Origin of the sequence: Streptomyces sp. N50 (assembly GCF_033335955.1) — a bacterium.
In the GTDB taxonomy this organism is placed as follows: domain Bacteria; phylum Actinomycetota; class Actinomycetes; order Streptomycetales; family Streptomycetaceae; genus Streptomyces.
The window spans coordinates 5211773-5230346 of the sequence record NZ_CP137549.1; the positions used below are offsets into that span (position 1 = coordinate 5211773).

General features: G+C 70.8%; 14 protein-coding genes and 1 pseudogene. 11 read left to right on the top strand and 4 right to left on the bottom strand.

Features of this window, described 5'->3' with window-relative positions:
• The first annotated feature begins 140 nt into the window (after window positions 1-140).
• Complete coding sequence (locus R2B38_RS23370; RefSeq protein ID WP_318017996.1) at window positions 141-1838, top strand: BACON domain-containing protein; 1698 nt, start codon at window positions 141-143, stop codon at window positions 1836-1838.
• Between the two features lie 4 nt (window positions 1839-1842).
• Here the strand turns inward: R2B38_RS23370 and R2B38_RS23375 are convergent, their stop codons facing one another.
• Window positions 1843-2709 carry a hypothetical protein gene (locus tag R2B38_RS23375; RefSeq protein ID WP_318017997.1) on the bottom strand — a complete coding sequence of 289 codons (867 nt, stop codon included), beginning with the start codon at window positions 2707-2709 and terminating at the stop codon, window positions 1843-1845.
• Between the two features lie 83 nt (window positions 2710-2792).
• Between R2B38_RS23375 and R2B38_RS23380 the strand changes: the two genes are divergently transcribed.
• From R2B38_RS23380 to ilvD, 4 genes are all read left to right on the top strand, one after another.
• Window positions 2793-3731: a Ppx/GppA phosphatase family protein gene (locus R2B38_RS23380; protein ID WP_318017998.1), complete on the top strand. Its 939-nt coding sequence runs from the start codon at window positions 2793-2795 to the stop codon at window positions 3729-3731.
• A gap of 595 nt (window positions 3732-4326) precedes the next feature.
• Window positions 4327-5151, top strand: a complete 825-nt coding sequence (locus R2B38_RS23385) for a sugar phosphate isomerase/epimerase family protein (protein WP_318017999.1) — start codon at window positions 4327-4329, stop codon at window positions 5149-5151.
• Window positions 5148-5753 carry a TetR/AcrR family transcriptional regulator gene (locus R2B38_RS23390; RefSeq protein ID WP_318018000.1) on the top strand — a complete coding sequence of 202 codons (606 nt, stop codon included), beginning with the start codon at window positions 5148-5150 and terminating at the stop codon, window positions 5751-5753. The genes R2B38_RS23385 and R2B38_RS23390 overlap by 4 nt, the downstream gene beginning before the upstream one ends.
• Window positions 5754-5874: 121 nt before the next feature.
• Window positions 5875-7728 (top strand): dihydroxy-acid dehydratase, encoded by a 1854-nt coding sequence (gene ilvD / locus R2B38_RS23395; RefSeq protein WP_318018001.1) that lies wholly within the window; start codon window positions 5875-5877, stop codon window positions 7726-7728.
• A 156-nt stretch (window positions 7729-7884) separates the two neighbouring features.
• Here the strand turns inward: ilvD and R2B38_RS23400 are convergent, their stop codons facing one another.
• On the bottom strand, window positions 7885-10002 hold the full coding sequence (locus R2B38_RS23400) for a serine/threonine-protein kinase (protein ID WP_318018002.1): 2118 nt from the start codon (window positions 10000-10002) through the stop codon (window positions 7885-7887).
• Window positions 10003-10184: 182 nt separating this feature from the next.
• Between R2B38_RS23400 and R2B38_RS23405 the strand changes: the two genes are divergently transcribed.
• The 3 genes from R2B38_RS23405 (at window position 10185) to R2B38_RS23415 (ending at window position 12264) form a co-directional block, all read left to right on the top strand.
• On the top strand, window positions 10185-10514 hold the full coding sequence (locus tag R2B38_RS23405; protein ID WP_033286096.1) for an SH3 domain-containing protein: 330 nt from the start codon (window positions 10185-10187) through the stop codon (window positions 10512-10514).
• A gap of 127 nt (window positions 10515-10641) precedes the next feature.
• Complete coding sequence (locus tag R2B38_RS23410) at window positions 10642-11166, top strand: EamA/RhaT family transporter (RefSeq protein WP_318018003.1); 525 nt, start codon at window positions 10642-10644, stop codon at window positions 11164-11166.
• Window positions 11167-11481: 315 nt separating this feature from the next.
• Window positions 11482-12264: a class I SAM-dependent methyltransferase gene (locus R2B38_RS23415; protein ID WP_318018004.1), complete on the top strand. Its 783-nt coding sequence runs from the start codon at window positions 11482-11484 to the stop codon at window positions 12262-12264.
• Between the two features lie 210 nt (window positions 12265-12474).
• Here the strand turns inward: R2B38_RS23415 and R2B38_RS23420 are convergent.
• Window positions 12475-13850 (bottom strand): annotated as a pseudogene (locus R2B38_RS23420) (SulP family inorganic anion transporter).
• 496 nt (window positions 13851-14346) lie between these two features.
• On the opposite strand from R2B38_RS23420, the gene R2B38_RS23425 reads away from it, so the two are divergent.
• From R2B38_RS23425 to proC, 3 genes are all read left to right on the top strand, one after another.
• Window positions 14347-15204: an ABC transporter ATP-binding protein gene (locus tag R2B38_RS23425; RefSeq protein ID WP_318018005.1), complete on the top strand. Its 858-nt coding sequence runs from the start codon at window positions 14347-14349 to the stop codon at window positions 15202-15204.
• Window positions 15201-16010, top strand: coding sequence for an ABC transporter permease (locus R2B38_RS23430; RefSeq protein WP_318018006.1), 810 nt, complete (start codon window positions 15201-15203; stop codon window positions 16008-16010). The genes R2B38_RS23425 and R2B38_RS23430 overlap by 4 nt, the downstream gene beginning before the upstream one ends.
• Window positions 16011-16090: 80 nt before the next feature.
• Window positions 16091-16900, top strand: a complete 810-nt coding sequence (proC, locus tag R2B38_RS23435; RefSeq protein WP_318018007.1) for a pyrroline-5-carboxylate reductase — start codon at window positions 16091-16093, stop codon at window positions 16898-16900.
• Window positions 16901-16936: 36 nt separating this feature from the next.
• Here the strand turns inward: proC and trpS are convergent, their stop codons facing one another.
• Entirely contained in the window at window positions 16937-17932 is a 996-nt protein-coding gene (gene trpS / locus R2B38_RS23440; protein WP_318018008.1) for a tryptophan--tRNA ligase, read from the bottom strand.
• Window positions 17933-18574 lie beyond the last annotated feature (642 nt).

The window sequence follows — 18574 nt, forward strand, 5'->3', positions numbered from 1 at the left end:
GGTATCCGGCCACCGCCCGTCGGGAACGAGCCATGGAAGGAAGGGTTCCTGTCCCCTTATGAGGGATCGTTTCACCCGTACGGATTAAATGTGCTCAAGGGGGCGGAAGGGGGCATCGCCCGCCGCCTACGGTCGCACGGGTGATGAGCAGCAGTCCGGAGACCTCGACCCGCACCACCGGCGCACACCGGGCGCATCGGGAGGCGCGCGACCGCGGGGCGGCGCGCACGCTGGCGCAGCGCCCGCCCGCGCGCTACGAGCCGTATCTGGACGGCCTGTTCACGTACTGCCTGTCCGTGCTGTGCGACCACGACGCGGCGACCGCCGCGCTGGGGGACGTGCTCGCGCTGGCCGAACGCCGGGGCGCGCGGGTGCCGGAGACGGCCGGTGACCGCCGTGCCTGGCTGTACGCGCTGGCCCGCTGGGCATGTCTGCGCAAGCTGGCCGAGGCCAAGCAGAAACGTCAGGGCACGCACGCCGTGGGGCGGAGTGGGGTGGAAGAGCCCGCACTTTCCGAGGAGTTGAGGGAGCAGCGGGGGCGTGAACTCGCCCTGCTCGCCTGGCCGGAGGCCGCAGGCACCACCCCGGAGCAGCGCGAGGCGCTCGAACTCGCCGTGCGCCACCGGCTCGCCGCCCATGAGGTCGCCGCCGTTCTCGGCATGGACCTCGCCGGCGCACGGGAGTTGCTCGCCTCTGCCGCCTGCGAGGTGGAACGCACGCGTGCCGCCCTCGCCGTCGTGGAGACCGGGAGCTGCCCGAGCGTCGCCCGGCTCACCGGTGACCATCAGCTGGTGCTCAGCAGCGCCCTGCGCCGCGAACTCGTCCGGCATGTCGACGACTGCCCGCACTGCCGCCGTACCGCCGAGCGCGCGGTGCCCGGGAGTTGGCCCGGCGCGAGTGTCACGCCCGCCGAACTGCCCGTCCTGGAGGCACCCCGCGCGGCCCTGCACGTCGCCATGGCGCATCTCCCACGCGCGCGTGGCGCCGCCGCACCGCGCTTCGACCGGCGCGGTTTTCCGATGGACCCGAAGGATCGTGCAGCCCGGAGGGACCGCCTACGCGCGCGTGCCGTCACGACGACCGTCGTCGCCACCGTCATCGCCGCGCCCGTCCTCGCGCTGTGGGCCGCCTACCGGGGCACGCCGACCGGCGAGGGTGCCGACGGCAGGGCCGTCACCGCGAGCGAGCAGCACGGGCCCGGCAGCCTGGAGGGCGAGGTCGCGAGCGGGGGATATGAGAACACCGGGAACGCCGGCACGAGTCCCCGGCCCGGCAAGGGCGGCAAGAACGACGTCTCCGTAGAGGTCATCAGCGTCACCGGCGCCGGCCAGAAGGGCGCCGGCCACCTCGCCGTCGCGGCCGCCAACAGCAGCGACACCACGCTCATCACCCTCACGGCGTCGGGCTCGGCTCCGGTCCGCTGGTCCGCGACCACCGTCGCGCCCTGGCTCTACCTCAGCCAGTCCTCGGGAACCCTCGCCCCGGGCGACTCGTTGACGATCAAGGTGTACGTCGACCACCTGCGCGAGCCCTCCGGCCACTGGACCGCGCGCGTGGCCGTCTCACCGGCCGGGGCCGTCGTCTCGATCGAGGGCTACGGCACCGCGCCCACCCCGACCGACCCCGGCGAGCCCACGCACCCCACCGATCCCGGCGACCCGCCCTCGTCGAGCCCGGACCCGACGCCCACCAGCACGGCACCCACCGACCCCACGCCGAGCGACCCGCCGCCCACGTCCGCCGACCCGACCCCGACACCGACCGCGACGGACTCGTCCCCCGCCGACCCGGGGGGCTCGACGCCACCGGAAGGCGGCGGCGAGCCGAGCTCGTCGTAACCCGTCAGGCGACCGGGTCCGCCGGATGCGGTGCCAGGAGCGGGAGTTGAGAGGCCAGGCGCTGCTCGCACAGCTCGACCAGGCGGTCGTAGCCGGCCTTGCCCATCAGCTCGGTCAGCTCCGGGCCGTAGGACACATAGACGGGGTCGCCCGCGCCGTGCGCCGAGGTCGCCGACGTGCACCACCAGTGCAGGTCGTGGCCGCCGGAACCCCAGCCCCTGCGGTCGTACTCGCCGATCGACACCTGGAGAATGCGCGTGTCGTCCGGGCGGTCGATCCACTCGTACGTCCGCCGCACCGGGAGCTGCCAGCAGACGTCCGGCTTGGTCTCCAGGGGCTCGCGGCCCTCCTTGACGGCCAGGATGTGCAGCGAGCAGCCCGCGCCGCCGGCGAACCCGGGGCGGTTCTGGAAGATGCACGAGCCCTGGAAGGGGCGGGTCTGGCGGTCGCCGTCCTCGTCCTTGGAGACCCAGCCGTTCTCCACGCCCTCGTCGTGGTGCTGCCAGATGTCGGGCGTGAGCCTCGCCACATGCCCGGCGACCCGTTTCTCGTCGTCCTTGTCGGAGAAGTGCGCGCCCAGGGTGCAGCATCCGTCGTCCGCGCGGCCCGCCTGGATGCCCTGGCAGCCGCTTCCGAAGATGCAGTTCCAGCGAGAGGTCAGCCATGTCAGATCGCAGCGGAACAGCTGCTCCTCGTCCGCCGGATCCGGGAACTCCACCCACGCGCGCGCGAAGTCGAGCCCCTTCTCGTCCGCTTTCAGGGCCTTCTTCGACATCGTCGACGTCTTCGGGGGCTTGGCCGACGTCACCGGCGAAGAATCGCCGGGTGATTTGGCCGCCTTGTCGGTCTTCGCCTTTTTCGTCTTTGGCACGGGTCCAGGGTAAGTCGCCGGAGGCGGGCCCAGACACCGCTCCGGGGACCGAGATAGGTGCAGGTGGCAGTAGCGTTCCGTATATGAGACTCGGTGTCCTCGACGTGGGATCGAACACGGTGCATCTGCTGGTGGTGGACGCACACCCGGGCGCCCGCCCGCTGCCCGCGCACTCGCACAAGGTGGAACTGCGCCTTGCCCAACTCCTCGACGAGGACGGCGCGATCGGTCCCGAAGGGGTCGACAAACTCGTCGGCGTCGTCCAGGAGGCGCTGCAGGCAGCCGAGGACAAGGGCGTCGAGGAACTCCTCCCGTTCGCCACCTCCGCCGTCCGCGAGGCCAGCAACGCCGACGACGTCCTCGCGCGCGTGCAGACCGAGACCGGCGTCGAACTCCAGGTCCTCACCGGCGCCGAGGAGGCCCGGCTCACCTTCCTCGCCGTCCGCCGCTGGTTCGGCTGGTCCGCGGGCAAGCTCCTCGTCCTCGACATCGGCGGCGGCTCCCTGGAGATCGCCTACGGCATCGACGAGGAGCCCGACGCGGCCGTCTCCCTGCCCCTCGGCGCGGGCCGCCTCACCGCCGCCTGGCTCCCCGGCGACCCGCCGGAACCGGACGCGATAAGGGCCCTGCGCCGCCATGTGCGCGCCCAGATCGCCCGTACGGTGGGCGAGTTCAGCCGTTTCGGCGCCCCCGACCACGTGGTGGCGACCTCGAAGACCTTCAAGCAGCTGGCCCGCCTGGCCGGCGCCGCCCGCTCCGCCGACGGCCTCTACGTCCAACGTGAACTGAAGCGCGGCTCCCTGGAGTCGTGGGTCCCGCGCCTGGCCGGCATGACCACCGCCCAGCGCGCCCTCCTCCCCGGCGTCTCCGAGGGCCGCGCCGAACAGCTCATCGCGGGTGCGATGGTCGCCGAGGGCGCGATGGACCTGTTCGGCGTCGAGACCCTGGAGGTCTGCCCCTGGGCGCTGCGCGAGGGCGTGATCCTGCGGCGACTGGACCAGATGCCGTCGGCGTTGGCGTAACTCTGGCCACCGCCCATGGGCTCGGGGGTTCGCGTTCGGGGACGGCTGCGGCTGGGACGTGGCTGGTCGCGCAGTTCCCCGCGCCCCTGAAACCGGGCCCGCGTTTCGACAGGGCGGGGCGATCAACCAGAAGCCGCCCGTTTGAACAATCCGCGCGTGACGAAGGGGCGCGGGAAACGGCGCGAGCAACCACGACGCACCCGCACCCGCTCGGCAGCAGAACCCCCCCAGGGGCGCGGGGAACTGCGCGACCAGCCCCCACACACCCGCACTCACCCGGCAACAGAACCCCCCCAGGGGCGCGAGGAACTGCGCGACCAGCCACAACCCACCCCCAGCCGCCCCCCAAACGCGAACCCCCGAGCTCCTGGGCGCGCACTCACACCCCACCCCCATTCATCCGCCGCACCCCCACTCCGCGCCCGCCCAACCAGCCCCGCACTGAACACCCGCCCCGCACCAGACGTATCGAACCCGCATGAAGTACCGCCACAACACACCCCCGCGCCGCAGATGGCCGGTTGCCACCCCCCGCACAGCGCGGCCACAGCAACCGGCTCCCCCGCGCAAAGCACCGCCCCGTAGTCTGTCCTCCGTGGCAGAACCAGTCGTGCGCATCCCGGATGCGAAGGTCGCGCTGTCCACGGCGTCCGTGTATCCGGAGTCGACGGCGACGGCCTTCGAGATCGCCGCACGCCTCGGCTACGACGGCGTCGAGGTCATGGTGTGGACCGATCCGGTCAGCCAGGACATCGACGCGCTGCGCCGGCTCAGCGACTACCACCAGGTCCCGATCCTCGCCGTACACGCGCCGTGCCTGCTCATCACGCAGCGGGTGTGGTCCACCGACCCGTGGATCAAGCTCCAGCGCGCCCAGGCGGCCGCCGAGAAGCTCGGCGCGAGCACGGTCGTGGTGCATCCGCCGTTCCGCTGGCAGCGCCAGTACGCGCGGGACTTCGTCAGCGGTATCTGGCGGATGGCGAACGAGACGGATGTGCGGTTCGCCGTAGAGAACATGTATCCGTGGCGCTACCGCGACCGCGAGATGCTCGCCTACGCCCCCGACTGGGACGTCACGCGCGAGGACTACCGGCACTTCACGATCGACCTCAGCCACACCGCGACCGCCCGCACCGACGCGACCGAGATGATCGAGCGCATGGGCGACCGCCTCGGCCATGTCCACCTCGCCGACGGCAACGGCTCCAACAAGGACGAGCACCTCGTCCCCGGCCGCGGCACCCAGCCCTGCGCCGAACTGCTGGAGCGGCTCGCGACGACCGGCTTCGACGGCCATGTCGTCATCGAGGTCAACACCCGGCGCGCGATGTCCAGCGCCGAACGCGAGGCCGATCTCGCGGAGGCGCTCGCCTTCACGCGGCTGCATCTGGCCTCGGCCGTGAAGGTGCCCCGGCGGTGACCGACGCCACCGCCAAGCGCCGGGGCCGGCCCCCTCGTACGGAATCCGCCGACACCCGCGACCGCATCCTGGCCGCGGCCCGCGAGGAGTTCTCCGAGCGGGGGTACGAGAAGACGTCCGTGCGGGGGATCGCGAAGGCCGCCGGGGTCGACCCGGCGCTCGTGCACCACTACTTCGGTACGAAGGAGCAGGTTTTCGAGGCGGCCATCGCGGTCGCGCTCGCGCCCGCGCAGAACGCGCCGGACGCGGTCGTCGAGGGGCCGCTGGACGGCGTCGGCGAGCGGCTGACCCGCTTCATCTTCGGCATCTGGGAGAACCCGGCCACCCGTACCCCGCTGCTGGCGGTGGTCCGTTCCGCCGTCAACAACGAAGCCGCCGCGGCCGTCTTCCGCCGGCTCGTGGTCTCCCAGGTGCTGGGCCGGGTCGCCGCCCGGCTCGACCTCCCGGACGGGGAGCTGCGCGCCGAGCTGGCCGCCGCGCAGCTGGTCGGTACGGCGATGCTGCGGTACGTGATCAAGGTGGAACCGCTGGCGTCGGTGGACGTGGAGCGGATCATCGCGCGGGTGGCGCCGGTGGTGCAGGGGCACTTGACCGGGCCGTAGGACCCTCACGTTCGCTCACGTTCACGAGACGGGCGTCCCGCGATGCGGACATCGTGTCCGCCCCCTGGATGACCGGCGTACGCTCTTTAGCAGCCCTATCTGTCTGAAGGAGCGATCGACGATGCCCGAGCTGAGGTCCCGTACAGTCACCCACGGCCGCAACATGGCGGGCGCACGCGCCCTTATGCGCGCCTCCGGTGTACCCGGTGCGGACATCGGCCGGAAGCCGATCATCGCGGTGGCGAACAGCTTCACGGAGTTCGTGCCCGGCCACACCCACCTGCAGCCCGTCGGCCGGATCGTCAGCGAGGCGATCACCGCGGCCGGGGGCATCCCGCGCGAGTTCAACACGATCGCGGTCGACGACGGCATCGCGATGGGGCATGGGGGAATGCTCTACAGCCTCCCGTCCCGCGACCTGATCGCCGACTCGGTCGAGTACATGGTCGAGGCGCACTGCGCCGACGCCCTGATCTGCATCTCCAACTGCGACAAGATCACGCCCGGCATGCTCATGGCGGCACTGCGCCTGAACATCCCGACGGTCTTCGTCTCCGGCGGCCCCATGGAGGCCGGGCGCGCCACGCTGCAGGACGGCACGGTCCGCACGCTGGACCTCATCGACGCGATGGTCGACGCCGCCAACGACAGCATCTCCGACGCGGACGTCCTCAACATCGAGGAGAACGCCTGTCCGACCTGCGGCTCCTGTTCCGGCATGTTCACCGCCAACTCGATGAACTGCCTGACGGAGGCCATCGGCCTGTCGCTGCCGGGCAACGGCTCGGTCCTCGCCACGCACACCGCCCGCAAGGGCCTGTACCAGGACGCGGCCCGCACGGTGATGGACATCACCCGCCGCTACTACGACCAGGACGACGAGACGGTCCTGCCGCGCAACGTCGCCACCTTCGCGGCCTTCGAGAACGCCATGGCCCTCGACATCGCGATGGGCGGCTCCACCAACACGATCCTGCACCTGCTGGCCGCCGCGCAGGAGGGTGGCGTCCAGTTCGGCCTGGAGGAGATCAACGCCGTCTCCCGCCGCGTGCCGTGCCTCGCGAAGGTCGCCCCGAACGTCGCGAAGAGCCGCACGTACTACATGGAGGACGTCCACCGCGCGGGCGGAATCCCGGCCCTGCTGGGCGAGTTGCACCGCGCGGGCCTGCTGAACGAGGACGTCCACTCCGTCCACAGCCCGTCCCTGGCGGACTGGCTCAAGACCTGGGACGTGCGCGGCGGCTCCCCGTCCCCCGAGGCCATCGAACTCTGGCACGCGGCGCCCGGCTGCGTCCGCTCCGCCGAGGCCTTCTCCCAGTCCGAGCGCTGGGAGGCGCTGGACGAGGACGCGGCCGAGGGCTGCATCCGCTCCGCCGAGCACGCGTACTCCAAGGACGGCGGCCTCGCGGTCCTCAAGGGCAACCTGGCCGTCGACGGCTGCGTCGTGAAGACCGCGGGCGTCGACGAGTCCATCTGGACCTTCGAGGGCCCGGCGGTCGTCTGCGAGTCGCAGGAAGAGGCCGTTGAGAAGATCCTCAACAAACAGGTGACGCACGGCGACGTCGTCGTCATCCGCTACGAGGGCCCCAAGGGCGGCCCCGGCATGCAGGAGATGCTCTACCCGACGTCCTTCCTCAAGGGCCGCGGTCTCGGCAAGACCTGCGCCCTGATCACCGACGGCCGCTTCTCCGGCGGCACTTCGGGCCTCTCCATCGGCCACGCGTCCCCCGAGGCGGCGTCCGGCGGCACCATCGCCCTCGTCGAGAACGGCGACCGCATCCGCATCGACATCCCGAACCGCTCCATCGAACTCCTCGTGGACGACGCCGAGTTGGCCCGCCGCGAGGCCGCGCTGGACGGGCGCTACGCCCCGAAGCAGCGCGAGCGCAAGGTGTCGGCGGCGCTGCGCGCGTACGCGGCGATGGCCACCAGCGCGGACCGCGGAGCGGTGCGGGACGTCAGCAAGCTCGGCTGAGGTTCGTCCGTAACTCCGGTAGTCCTGAAGCCTGTTCAGCAACTCCGGTAGTCCTGAAGCCTGTTCAGCAACTCCGGTAGTCCTGAAGCCTGTTCAGCCGCGGGCCGTCCCCCTTCCCGGGGACGGCCCTTCGGCTTGCCGCGGGGCCTACGACCGCTACCAGGCCCCCGGAGTACGGGAGTTGACGGCGAAGACGGTGCCGTCGGGGGCGGCGGCATACACGCGACCGTCCGCTACGACGGGTTCGGGCAGCGCCGCGCTGATCCGGTCGGAGTTGGAGTCGAGGCGCGCGGGTGTCTGCCCCACGAGCCGTCCCGCGCGGGCGTCCACCGCGAGCAACCGCCCGTCCCCGGAGGTGACATACACCTGCCGTCCGTCCGCGACCGGTGCGGAACTCCGTGCCACGGCCGTCTCCAGACCCCACAGCTGCTTCCGCGCGGCCATGTCCACGGCCCGCAGCGATCCGCCGGCCCCCATGAGGTAGACGACGTTCCCGTGGACGGTCCCGTGGGCCTGGTCGACGCGCGCGGGCAGCGTCACGCGCCGCGTGGCCCCGGTGTCCGGGGTGTAGCGGACGACGGCCTCCGTGGCGCCGTAGACGGTGTCGACCGCGATGAGATACACGGACCCGCCCGCCGCGCCGACGAGCTTCAACGACCCCTTCAGCCGCGCGTCCCAGCGCACCGCGCCGGTGGCCGGATCGACCGCCGTCACCCGGGTCTTCGCCCCGTCGTCCGACGTGTTGGTCGCGTACGCCGTCGAGTCCCCGGTGAACGAGGTGAAGTACGGCGCCGGTTGACCCGGGATCCGGTGGCTCCACCTCGTGTCGCCCGAGGCGCCGTCCACACCGGTGACCGTCCCGTCCGCGTGGGTGAGCAGGAGCATGCCGCCGGCGTCCGCGAGCCCGGTGTACGCGGGGACGGTCTTCTGCCAACGCGCCTTGCCCGAGGCGGGATCGAGCGCCTCCAGCTGCCGGCCGGTGTCCAACGAGGGCTGCACCAGGCCGCCCGAGAGGACCGGCGGCCCGCTGCGGTGCGTCGTCGCGACGGAGTGCCGCCACAGCACCCGGCCGTCGGACGGGTCCAGGGCGAACACCACCCCGGGCTGCGCGCAGAGCAACTTCCCTGCCCCGTACGAGCATTGGGGCGTGCTCTGCTTGGAGACCGGCGTCGCCTTCCACTCGCCGAACCCGGTGCTGGGCGTGGTGTGCGGGGTGGTGCCCTTCGCCGTCGCCTCGCCGTCGTCGGTCAGCTGGAGCGCGGCGAGCGTGCCGATCGCGGCCAGGCCGAGCGCGCCCGCCCCGAGGGCGAACCGTTTGCCCAACAGCCGCCGCCCGAGCCGCCGTTCGGACTGCTCGGGCTGTCCGGGCTCTTCCGTACGGCGCCCGGGCACCGGCGTGGCACCGTCCCGCCGCGGTGCCGGTATGTACGCCTGCGTGTCGTACGAGGCCGACACCGACCGGAGTTCACGCATCAGCTCGTCCGGCGTGGGCCGGTCCTCGGGCTCCTTGGCGAGGCAACGCAGCACCAGCGGCGCGATGTTCTCCGGCAGCCCGGCCAAGTCCGGCTCGTCATGGACGACTTGATACGCGACGACGTACGGGCTGTCGGAGTCGAACGGCCCGCGCCCTGTCGCCGCGTGCACCAGCACGGACCCGAGCGCGAAGATGTCGGCGGCGGGACCGACCTCGCGAGGGCGCCGGAACTGCTCGGGTGCCATGAAGGGTGGCGTCCCGATCAACTTGCCGGTCTCGGTGCGCAGTTCGCTGTCCTTTGGCCGAGAGATGCCGAAGTCGATGACCTTCGGCCCGTCCTCGGCGAGCAGCACATTGCTCGGCTTGAGATCTCTGTGGACGACGCCGACCCGGTGGATGTCGCGCAGGGCCTCGGCCAGTCCCGCCATCAGCCGGCGCAACTCCCCGGGCGCCATGGGGCCGTTCCGCTTCACATGCTCGGACAGGGTCGGCCCGGGGATGAACGACGTTGCCATCCAAGGCCGTTCGGCCTCCGGGTCGGCATCGACCACCGGCGCGGTGAAGGCCCCGCTCACCCGCCGGGCCGCCGCCACCTCCTGCCGGAACCGCCCCCTGAACTCGGGGTCCTGCGCGAACTCCGCGTGGACGACCTTCACGGCGACCTTCATCCCGGAGGTGCTCTGCGCCAGATGCACCACGCCCATACCACCGGAGCCCAGGCATGACTCCAGGCGGTAGTGACCGGCGTACTCGGGAAGTTCCGCTTCCGCGCCCGCTCCGGTGTTGCGCTGTGGCGCCATGGAACCACCCCCGTGCTGATCGTCCGCGCGCGCGACGGACGGAGCCTAGTCGATGACCCTTACGGGACAGAGGTGGCTCGCCAGTCTCCGAGCGCGATGTGCGCACATATGTTTCATGGCGTGTTTTAGGGGAATCAACGGGACCCCATGGCAGTCATGGGGTCCAACGGGGGAGGTTTTTCATGTCTGTTGACCGTATTGGTGAGGTCGAGGGCGAAGGCGCGGCGGAGGCCGTCACCACGGCGGCGACCGCGGCAGCCGCACTGCACTACTACTCGATCGCACCCGGCACCCGCGTCAACGTCCGCAGCGGTCCCGGCACCGGCTACACCATCGTCCGCGTCCTGGCCGAGGGCTCCCAGGTCCCGATCTACTGCCAGACGCCGGGCACCACGGTGACGGGTTACTACGGCACGACGAACATCTGGGACAACATCGACGACGGCGAGTACATCTCCGACGCCTACGTGAACACGGGCAGCGACGGCTATGTCCGCCCGCACTGCTCCTGACCGCATCGGCAACGGTGAGCACGTCCCGGACGCGTACGTGAACACCGGCAGCGACGGCAGCATCGCCGACCGCTGCGCCTGAGCCCCGACGGGAGCCCGCGCCCACCCTCGGAGCCATAATCGTCCCGTGAACGACGAGACGACCGGCACCCAGGACACCCCCGCGGGCTCCCCAGGCGAAGGCACGGGCACGGGCCCCCGCCCCGAGCCCCTCCGCTTCTTCGGCACCACCTGGGTGAACCACGACAGCGGCTACACCGCGCGCCGCGTCGGCACAGCCGCAGGCTCCCTCGCCGCCGCGGCCGCCGCCTGCCTGATCCTCCGCTTCGCCTACCAGGGCATCCAGATCGCGGACGTCGGCAGCTTCGTCACCCTCCTCGTCATCGTGATGTTCGCGATCTGCAGCGCCCTGGCCTTCGGCCACACCTGGGAGACCTTCAAGAAGCGCCCCGACCCCGACCGCCAGGCCTCCCTCCGCGGCCTCCTGGCCATCGGCTTCGTCGGCTCCCTCCTCGCCTACTTCTTCCGCTCCCTGGTGGAGGCCCCCGGCGAAACCCTCCACCGCCAGGAGTACGAGACGGCCCTGACCCAACACGAGAAGCGCACGTCCCGCCGCACCCGCAACCCGTCGAAGAAGCGCCGGGGCGCCTGAGGCGCGGAGGCGCGGAGGCGCAGAGGCACGGGTTCCGCGACAGGCGCAGGCTTTGGGCACGGGCAGGTCGGCCGGGTACGCGGAACTCTTCGGGCGGGCGGAACTCTTCGGGTACGCGGAACTTTCCGGGTACGCGGAACCCTCCGGGCACGTGGAACTTTCCGGGCGGGCGGAACTGTCCAGGTACACGGAACTCTTCCGGAGGACGAGAGCCGGTCGCCCGGCGGCAGCTCACCGCTCCGCAGGGCGCGGCGATTCCCCATCTCTCACCAAAAACCACCTGCACCCTGCACCCACCCACGTAACCATGGCCGTATGACCACCTCCGCGAATCCCCCCTCGCCCGCGGCCCGAGCCAGCTCCTTCAACGCGGCCGCGGCCCAGTACGCCGAGAACCGCCCCTCGTACCCGCCCGCCCTCTTCGACGCCATCGAGGAACTCGCCGGCCACCCCCTCTCCGGCGCCCGCGTCGCGGACGTCGGCGCGGGCACCGGCATCGCGACCGCCCTGCTGCACGCGCGCGGCGCCGAGGTGATCGCGATCGAACCCGGCGACGGCATGGCCGCCCAGTTCCGTCGGACCCTCCCCGACGTCCCGATCGTCCGGGGCAACGGCAACGCCCTGCCCCTCGCCGACCACTCCGCCGACCTCCTCACCTACGCCCAGGCCTGGCACTGGACCGACCCCACCCGCTCGGTTCCCGAAGCGCTCCGCGTCCTGCGCCCGGGCGGCGCACTCACCCTGTGGTGGAACACCGGCGCGCTCGACGTGCCGTGGATCGCGGAACAGTCCGAACGCATCAGGCTGCACTTCGGCATCGACCGCGTCGTGGAGCAGAACGGCAGCGGCGTACGCTCCGCGCTCGCCGACCCCACCGGCCGTCTCGACTTCGCCCACCGGCAGGTCCGCTGGAGCCGCCGCGTCCCGATCGACACGCACCTGGCCAACATCGGCAGCCACTCGGCCTTCCTGGTCCACGACAAGGCCAGCACGAACACCTTCCTGACCGAGGAACGCGACCACCTACGGACCGTCTTCCCGGACGAGATGGTGGAGGAGACCTACGTCGTGGAACTCGTCGTAGCCCTCACACCATGACCCCTGACCTGACGGGCCCCTCCCCAGCAGCCCCCGCTCACCGCGTCACGCCCCCGGCAGTCACCCGACGGCCGCCCGACGCACCGCCGCCCCACAACGCACATCAGGCGACCCACCACGCACCCGCACCCAGCCACACACCCGCACCCCACACCACCTAGGGGCGCGGGGAACTGCGCGACCAGCCCCCCACAACCCGCACCCGACAACTCACGCCTCCCTCAAGACCGTCACCCCGTCACCCGGCCCCCGCCCCCGCTGCCGCCCACCAACCCACCCCTCCAACGCCGCCGCACACGCATGATCCACATGCCGCAACCCACCCAACTCCAGCCGCACCACCCGATCACCCGGCACTGCCTCCAACGCCTCCAACAACCTCGGCAACCGCAGAAACGTCGCATGCCCCAACACCCGTACGACGATCCCCGCGTCCCCGAGATCCTCCGTCTCCACCCGCACATGACTGATGTCCCACGCGGTCTTCGCCACGGCCAACGCCAGCCCGACCAACACCCCTCGAACAAACTCCCCACCACGATCACCACCGCGGTCACCCCGAGCACGACCACCTCACCCCGATGCCCGGCCCACAACCCCCGCACCTGCCGCACCTGCAAGAGCCCACACCCGGCATGCACCAGCACCCCCGCCAGCGCCGCCACCGGAACCACCCCCAACACCCCGGGCAGCAGAACCGCGAACACCAGCAACCCCCCACCGCGCAGCACCCGTGAGGCCTTGCCCCGAGCCCCCGCCCGAACTCCTCCACAGGCGACCCCCTCAGAGGCGACCCCCTCAGAGGCGACCCCCTCAGAGGGGACGCCCTCAGCCGCACTCCGCATCCGCACACCCACCGCGGTCATCGGCAACCCCCCAAGCACCCCGCACACAGCGTTCCCCACACCCCGCGCGCTCAACTCCCGGTCGTAGGAAGCCCGCGGCCCCCGACACAGCCGGTCCACTACCGCCACCGCGCTGATCAACGACCCCGCCGAAGCGATCAGCGCGAACGCCACGACCGTCCCGCTCACCCCCACTTCCGTAAGCCGCCCGAAATCCCCCCACTCCGGCACCCGCACGGCACCGACCAGCCCCCGCACCTCAACCTGCCGCACCGCCAGGTCGAACCCCCCGGTCACCGCCGCGGCCAACCCCACCGCCACCAACGGCGCCGGAACCAGCCGAGCTCCCCACTCCCACCGAGGCCACAGCAGCAATACGGCAAGGGTGGCACCCCCCACTGACAACGCCACCGGATCCACCACCCCCGGCAACGACACCAGCCCGGCGAGCTTCCCGACCCCGCCCGCCGGCGCGGGGACATCACCGAGCGCGTACACCTGCCCGGCGACCAGCACGAGACCGATCCCGGCGAGCATCCCGTGCACCACGGCCGAGGACACGGCCCGGAACCACCGCCCGAGCCGCAACACCCCGACCACGAGCCCACCGGCGATCCCGGTCACCAGCCCCAGCTCGGCCGGCACCCCGGAGGCGATCACCACGCCCACACACAGCGGGAGCGCGACAAGAAAGACAACTAGAGAAGCGAACAGATCGTCCTTGCTCACACCACAGCGCATGACAACAGCACCTCCGATGACGAACGGGAGATGCGTGGGCGCCGCACCGGGGGAGGGCACGGCGAACTGAATTCCATTGTCGGCAAAGCGAGTTGACCGCGCACCCCCTCCGCGCCGCCACCCCGAAACCACGGAAGCACACATACCGGACCACCCCCTTCCGATCACACCCCCACGCGCCTGCGCCACCCCACACCCCCACCGAAGACCGCGACCGTCCTCGCCGGAGGAGACACCTCCCGCTGAAGGTCACGATCGTGCTCGCCGGAGGAGACGCCTCCCGCTGAAGACCGCGATCGTGCTCGCCGGAGGAGACACCTCCCGCTGAAGACCACGGCCGCCTCCCCGGAGGAGACGCCCCCCACCCGAAGACCACGGTCGCCCTCCCTGGATGGGACACCTCCCACCGAAGACCACGCCCGCCCTCCCCAGGGAAGCCACCCGCACCCACCGAACCCACTTGACGCCCCCATCCGGCCGGAGCATTATTCATCACGTGATGAATTATCTCCCCGGCCCGCCCGGATCCCCCGACGCCTCACCCGTCACCGCAGTCGTCACCCCACCCGAAACCGCCCCCGGCGCAGGACGCGACCCCGCGATCCAAGCCGAGTCCCTCACCGTCGCCCGCGGCCCCCGCACCGTCCTCCACGCCCTCGACTTCACCGTCCCGCGCGGACAGATCACCGGCCTCCTCGGCCCCTCCGGCTGCGGCAAGTCGACCCTCATGCGCTCGATCGTCGGCACCCAGGCCAAAGTCACTGGCACGCTGAACGTCCTCGGTCGCCCGGCGGGCCACCCCACCCTCCGCACCCGTATCGGCTACGTCACCCAAGCCCCCTCCGTCTACGACGACTTGACGGTCCGTCAGAACCTCGACTATTTCGCCGCGATCCTCGACCCCGGCCGCGCCGCGGCCACCCGCCGCCACGACGACGTCACCCGCGCCATCACCGACGTCGACCTCACCACCCACGCCGACGCCCTCGCCGGCAACCTCTCCGGCGGCCAACGCAGCCGCGTCTCCCTGGCCGTCGCGCTCCTCGGCACCCCCGAACTCCTCGTCCTCGACGAACCCACCGTCGGTCTGGACCCCGTCCTGCGCCGTGACCTCTGGGCCCTCTTCCACGACATCGCCGCCTCCCGCGGCGCCACCCTCCTCATCTCCTCCCACGTCATGGACGAGGCCGAGCGCTGCCACCGCCTCCTCCTGATGCGCGAGGGCGAGATCCTCGCCGACGACACCCCGGAAGCCCTCCGCACCAGCACCGGCTCCGACACGGTCGAAGCCGCCTTCCTGCACCTGGTCGACGAGGCCGCAGCCACCGCCCGCCAGAAGGAGCCGACCCGATGAGCACGAACACGGCCACGACCACGGCCGCTACGACGACCAGCGCGCCCACACCTGCCGGCCCCCGCGCCCTCAGCGCCTCCCGCACCGCCGCCACCGCCGCCCGGGTCCTGCGCCAGCTCCGCCACGACCCCCGCACGATCGCCCTGCTGATCCTCATCCCGTGCGTGATGCTCGTCCTGCTGCGCTACGTCTTCGACGGCAGCCCGCGCACCTTCGACAGCATCGGCGCCTCACTTCTCGGCATCTTCCCCCTCATCACGATGTTCCTGGTCACCTCCATCGCCACCCTGCGCGAACGCACCTCCGGCACCCTCGAACGCCTCCTCGCCATGCCGCTGGGCAAAGGCGACCTGATCGCCGGCTACGCCCTCGCCTTCGGCATCCTCGCGATCATCCAGTCCGCCCTGGCGACGGGCCTCGCCGTCTGGTTCCTGGGCCTCGACGTGACCGGCAGCCCCTGGCTCCTCCTCCTGGTCGCCCTCCTCGACGCCCTGCTCGGCACGGCCCTCGGTCTCTTCGTCTCGGCCTTCGCGGCGTCCGAGTTCCAGGCCGTCCAGTTCATGCCGGCGGTGATCTTCCCCCAGCTCCTCCTCTGCGGCCTCTTCACTCCCCGCTCCGACATGCACCCCGTCCTGGAGGCCATCTCCGACGTCCTGCCGATGTCGTACGCCGTCGACGGCATGAACGAGGTCCTCAAGCACACCGACATGACCGCCACCTTCGTACGCGACGCCCTGATCGTGGCCGGCTGCGCGCTGCTGGTGCTGTGCCTGGGCGCGGCCACCCTGAGAAGGCGTACGGCATAGAGGAGTGAGGAGTAGAAAGGTCTCGTTCCGCCAGCCGGACAGCCACCACTCCTGCCCACGGCCGGTGCGAGGATGGGCCCATGAGTCAGAAAGTCGCAGTCCTCGGCACCGGCAAGATCGGTGAGGCCCTGCTCAGCGGAATGATCCGAGCGGGCTGGGCCCCGGCCGACCTGCTGGTCACCGCCCGCCGCCCCGAGCGCGCCGAAGAACTCCGCGCCCGCCACGGAGTCACCCCGGTCACCAACCCGGAGGCCGCGAAGACCGCCGACACCCTGATCCTCACGGTCAAGCCGCAGGACATGGGCACCCTCCTCGACGAACTCGCCCCGCACCTCCCCGCCGACCGCCTGATCATCAGCGGCGCGGCGGGCATCCCCACCTCCTTCTTCGAGGAGCGCCTGGCCGCAGGCACCCCTGTCGTCCGTGTCATGACGAACACCCCCGCCCTCGTCGACGAGGCCATGTCCGTCATCTCCGCCGGCAGCCACGCCACCGAGGCCCATCTCGCGTACGCCGACGAGATCTTCGGCGCCGTGGGCAAGACGCTCCGCGTCCCCGAGTCCCAGCAGGACGCCTGCACCGCCCTCTCCGGCTCCGGCCCGGCGTACTTCTTCTACCTGGTCGAAGCCATGACGGACGCGGGCATCCTGCTCGGCCTGCCGCGGGACAAGGCCCATGACCTCATCGTCCAGTCCGCGATCGGCGCCGCCGTCATGCTCCGCGACAGCGGCGAGCACCCCGTGAAGCTCCGCGAGAACGTCACCTCGCCCGCCGGCACGACGATCAACGCCATCCGCGAACTGGAGAACCACGGCGTACGCGCCGCACTCATCGCCGCCCTGGAGGCAGCCCGCGACCGCAGCCGCGAACTGGCCTCCGGAAACAGCTAGCCGGTCAGCCAGTCGAAGAACTAACCGGCCACGCAGCTACGCAGGCAGAAGCCCGATGGCTCGATACGCGCTGTCGACCATCGGCTTCGCCATCTCTCTCGCCTTCTCCGCCCCATCCCGCAACACCCCTTCCACATAAGCGGGATCCGCGCACAACTCCTTGTGCCTCTCCTGCACGGGCCTGAGCAGCTCGACCACGGCCTCCGCCGTGTCCTTCTTCAAAGTTCCGTACGACTCATATACACCGCTCAGGTCCTCGGGGTTCCCACCACCGCAAGCGGCCAGGATCTCCAGCAGATTGGCCACCCCCGGCCGCGCCTCCCGGTCGTAGACGACCTCCGCGCCACTGTCGGTCACGGCCCGCATGACCTTCTTCCGTACGACATCGGGCTCGTCCAGCAGATAGACGATGCCCGGCCCGGAGTCGTCCGATTTCCCCATCTTCGAAGTCGGCTCCTGGAGGTTCATCACCCGCGCCGCCACCGCCGGCCGAGTCGCCCTAGGGACGACGAACGTGTGCCCGTACCGCTGGTTGAACCGCACCGCCAGATCCCGGGTCAGCTCCACATGCTGCGTCTGGTCGTCCCCGACCGGCACCTCGTCCGTCCCGTACGCCAGGATGTCCGCCGCCATCAGCACGGGATACGTCAGCAAGGACAGCCGCACACTCCCGCCCCGCTCCCGCTCACGCGCGGCCTTCTCCTTGTACTGCACCATCCGCCGCATCTCACCGTCGGTGGCCACACACTCCATGACGTACGACAGCCGCGCGTGCTCGTCCACATGACTCTGTACGAACACGGTGCACAGCTCGGGATCCAGCCCCGCCGCCAGCAACAGCGTCGCCGCCTGCCGACTGAGCCTGCGCACCCGCGCCGGATCGTGGTCCACGGTCAGCGCGTGCAGATCGACCACACAGAACAGCGCGTCGCTCTGCCGCTGATCCACGTCGACCCACCGCCGGATGGCGCCCAGGTAGTTCCCCAGCGTCAGGTGCCCGGTCGGCTTGACCCCACTGAAGACCCGCGTCATCTCTCCACCTCCTGATAGAGACCGCCGCACCCGGCCGGCCGACCCTCTGGAGGGAGAAACGCGAACGGCCGCCGATGCGGCGGCCGTTGAGTACATACGTGTGTACGGCCGCCGTCAGGCGGCCCACCACTGCTGGGTGCACGTATGCGTAGTCACGTCACCCACCGTACGCCTCCGCAGTGCTCTCCGGAGCGGAGTTGACACGCCCCTACCGCGTACGTAGTGTTCTCCGAGTTGTCCGACGTGAGCGCCGACCCCGGTCGGTCCCCGGACAACCATTCCGCAGGTACCTACAAACAATCGACGATCCGTCGTCGCGTTGTATTGGCATGCGTATTTGCGAAATGAGGAATCCGCGTTCGAAAGGACGCACAGCCCCGATTCGCTCGGGACTCGGGAATCCGCTAAAGTCTCACTCGTCGGAACGGCCCAACGGCCGGGAAGGCAAGCCCCGCTGACTGGGAGTCAGGCCCGAAAGGATCTGATAGAGTCGGAACCGCCGGAAAGGGAAACGCGGAAGCGGAAACCTGGAAAGCACCGAGGAAATCGGAACCGGAAACGGTCTGATAGAGTCGGAAACGCAAGACCGAAGGGAAAAGCCCGGAGGAAAGCCCGAGAGGGTGAGTACAAAGGAAGCGTCCG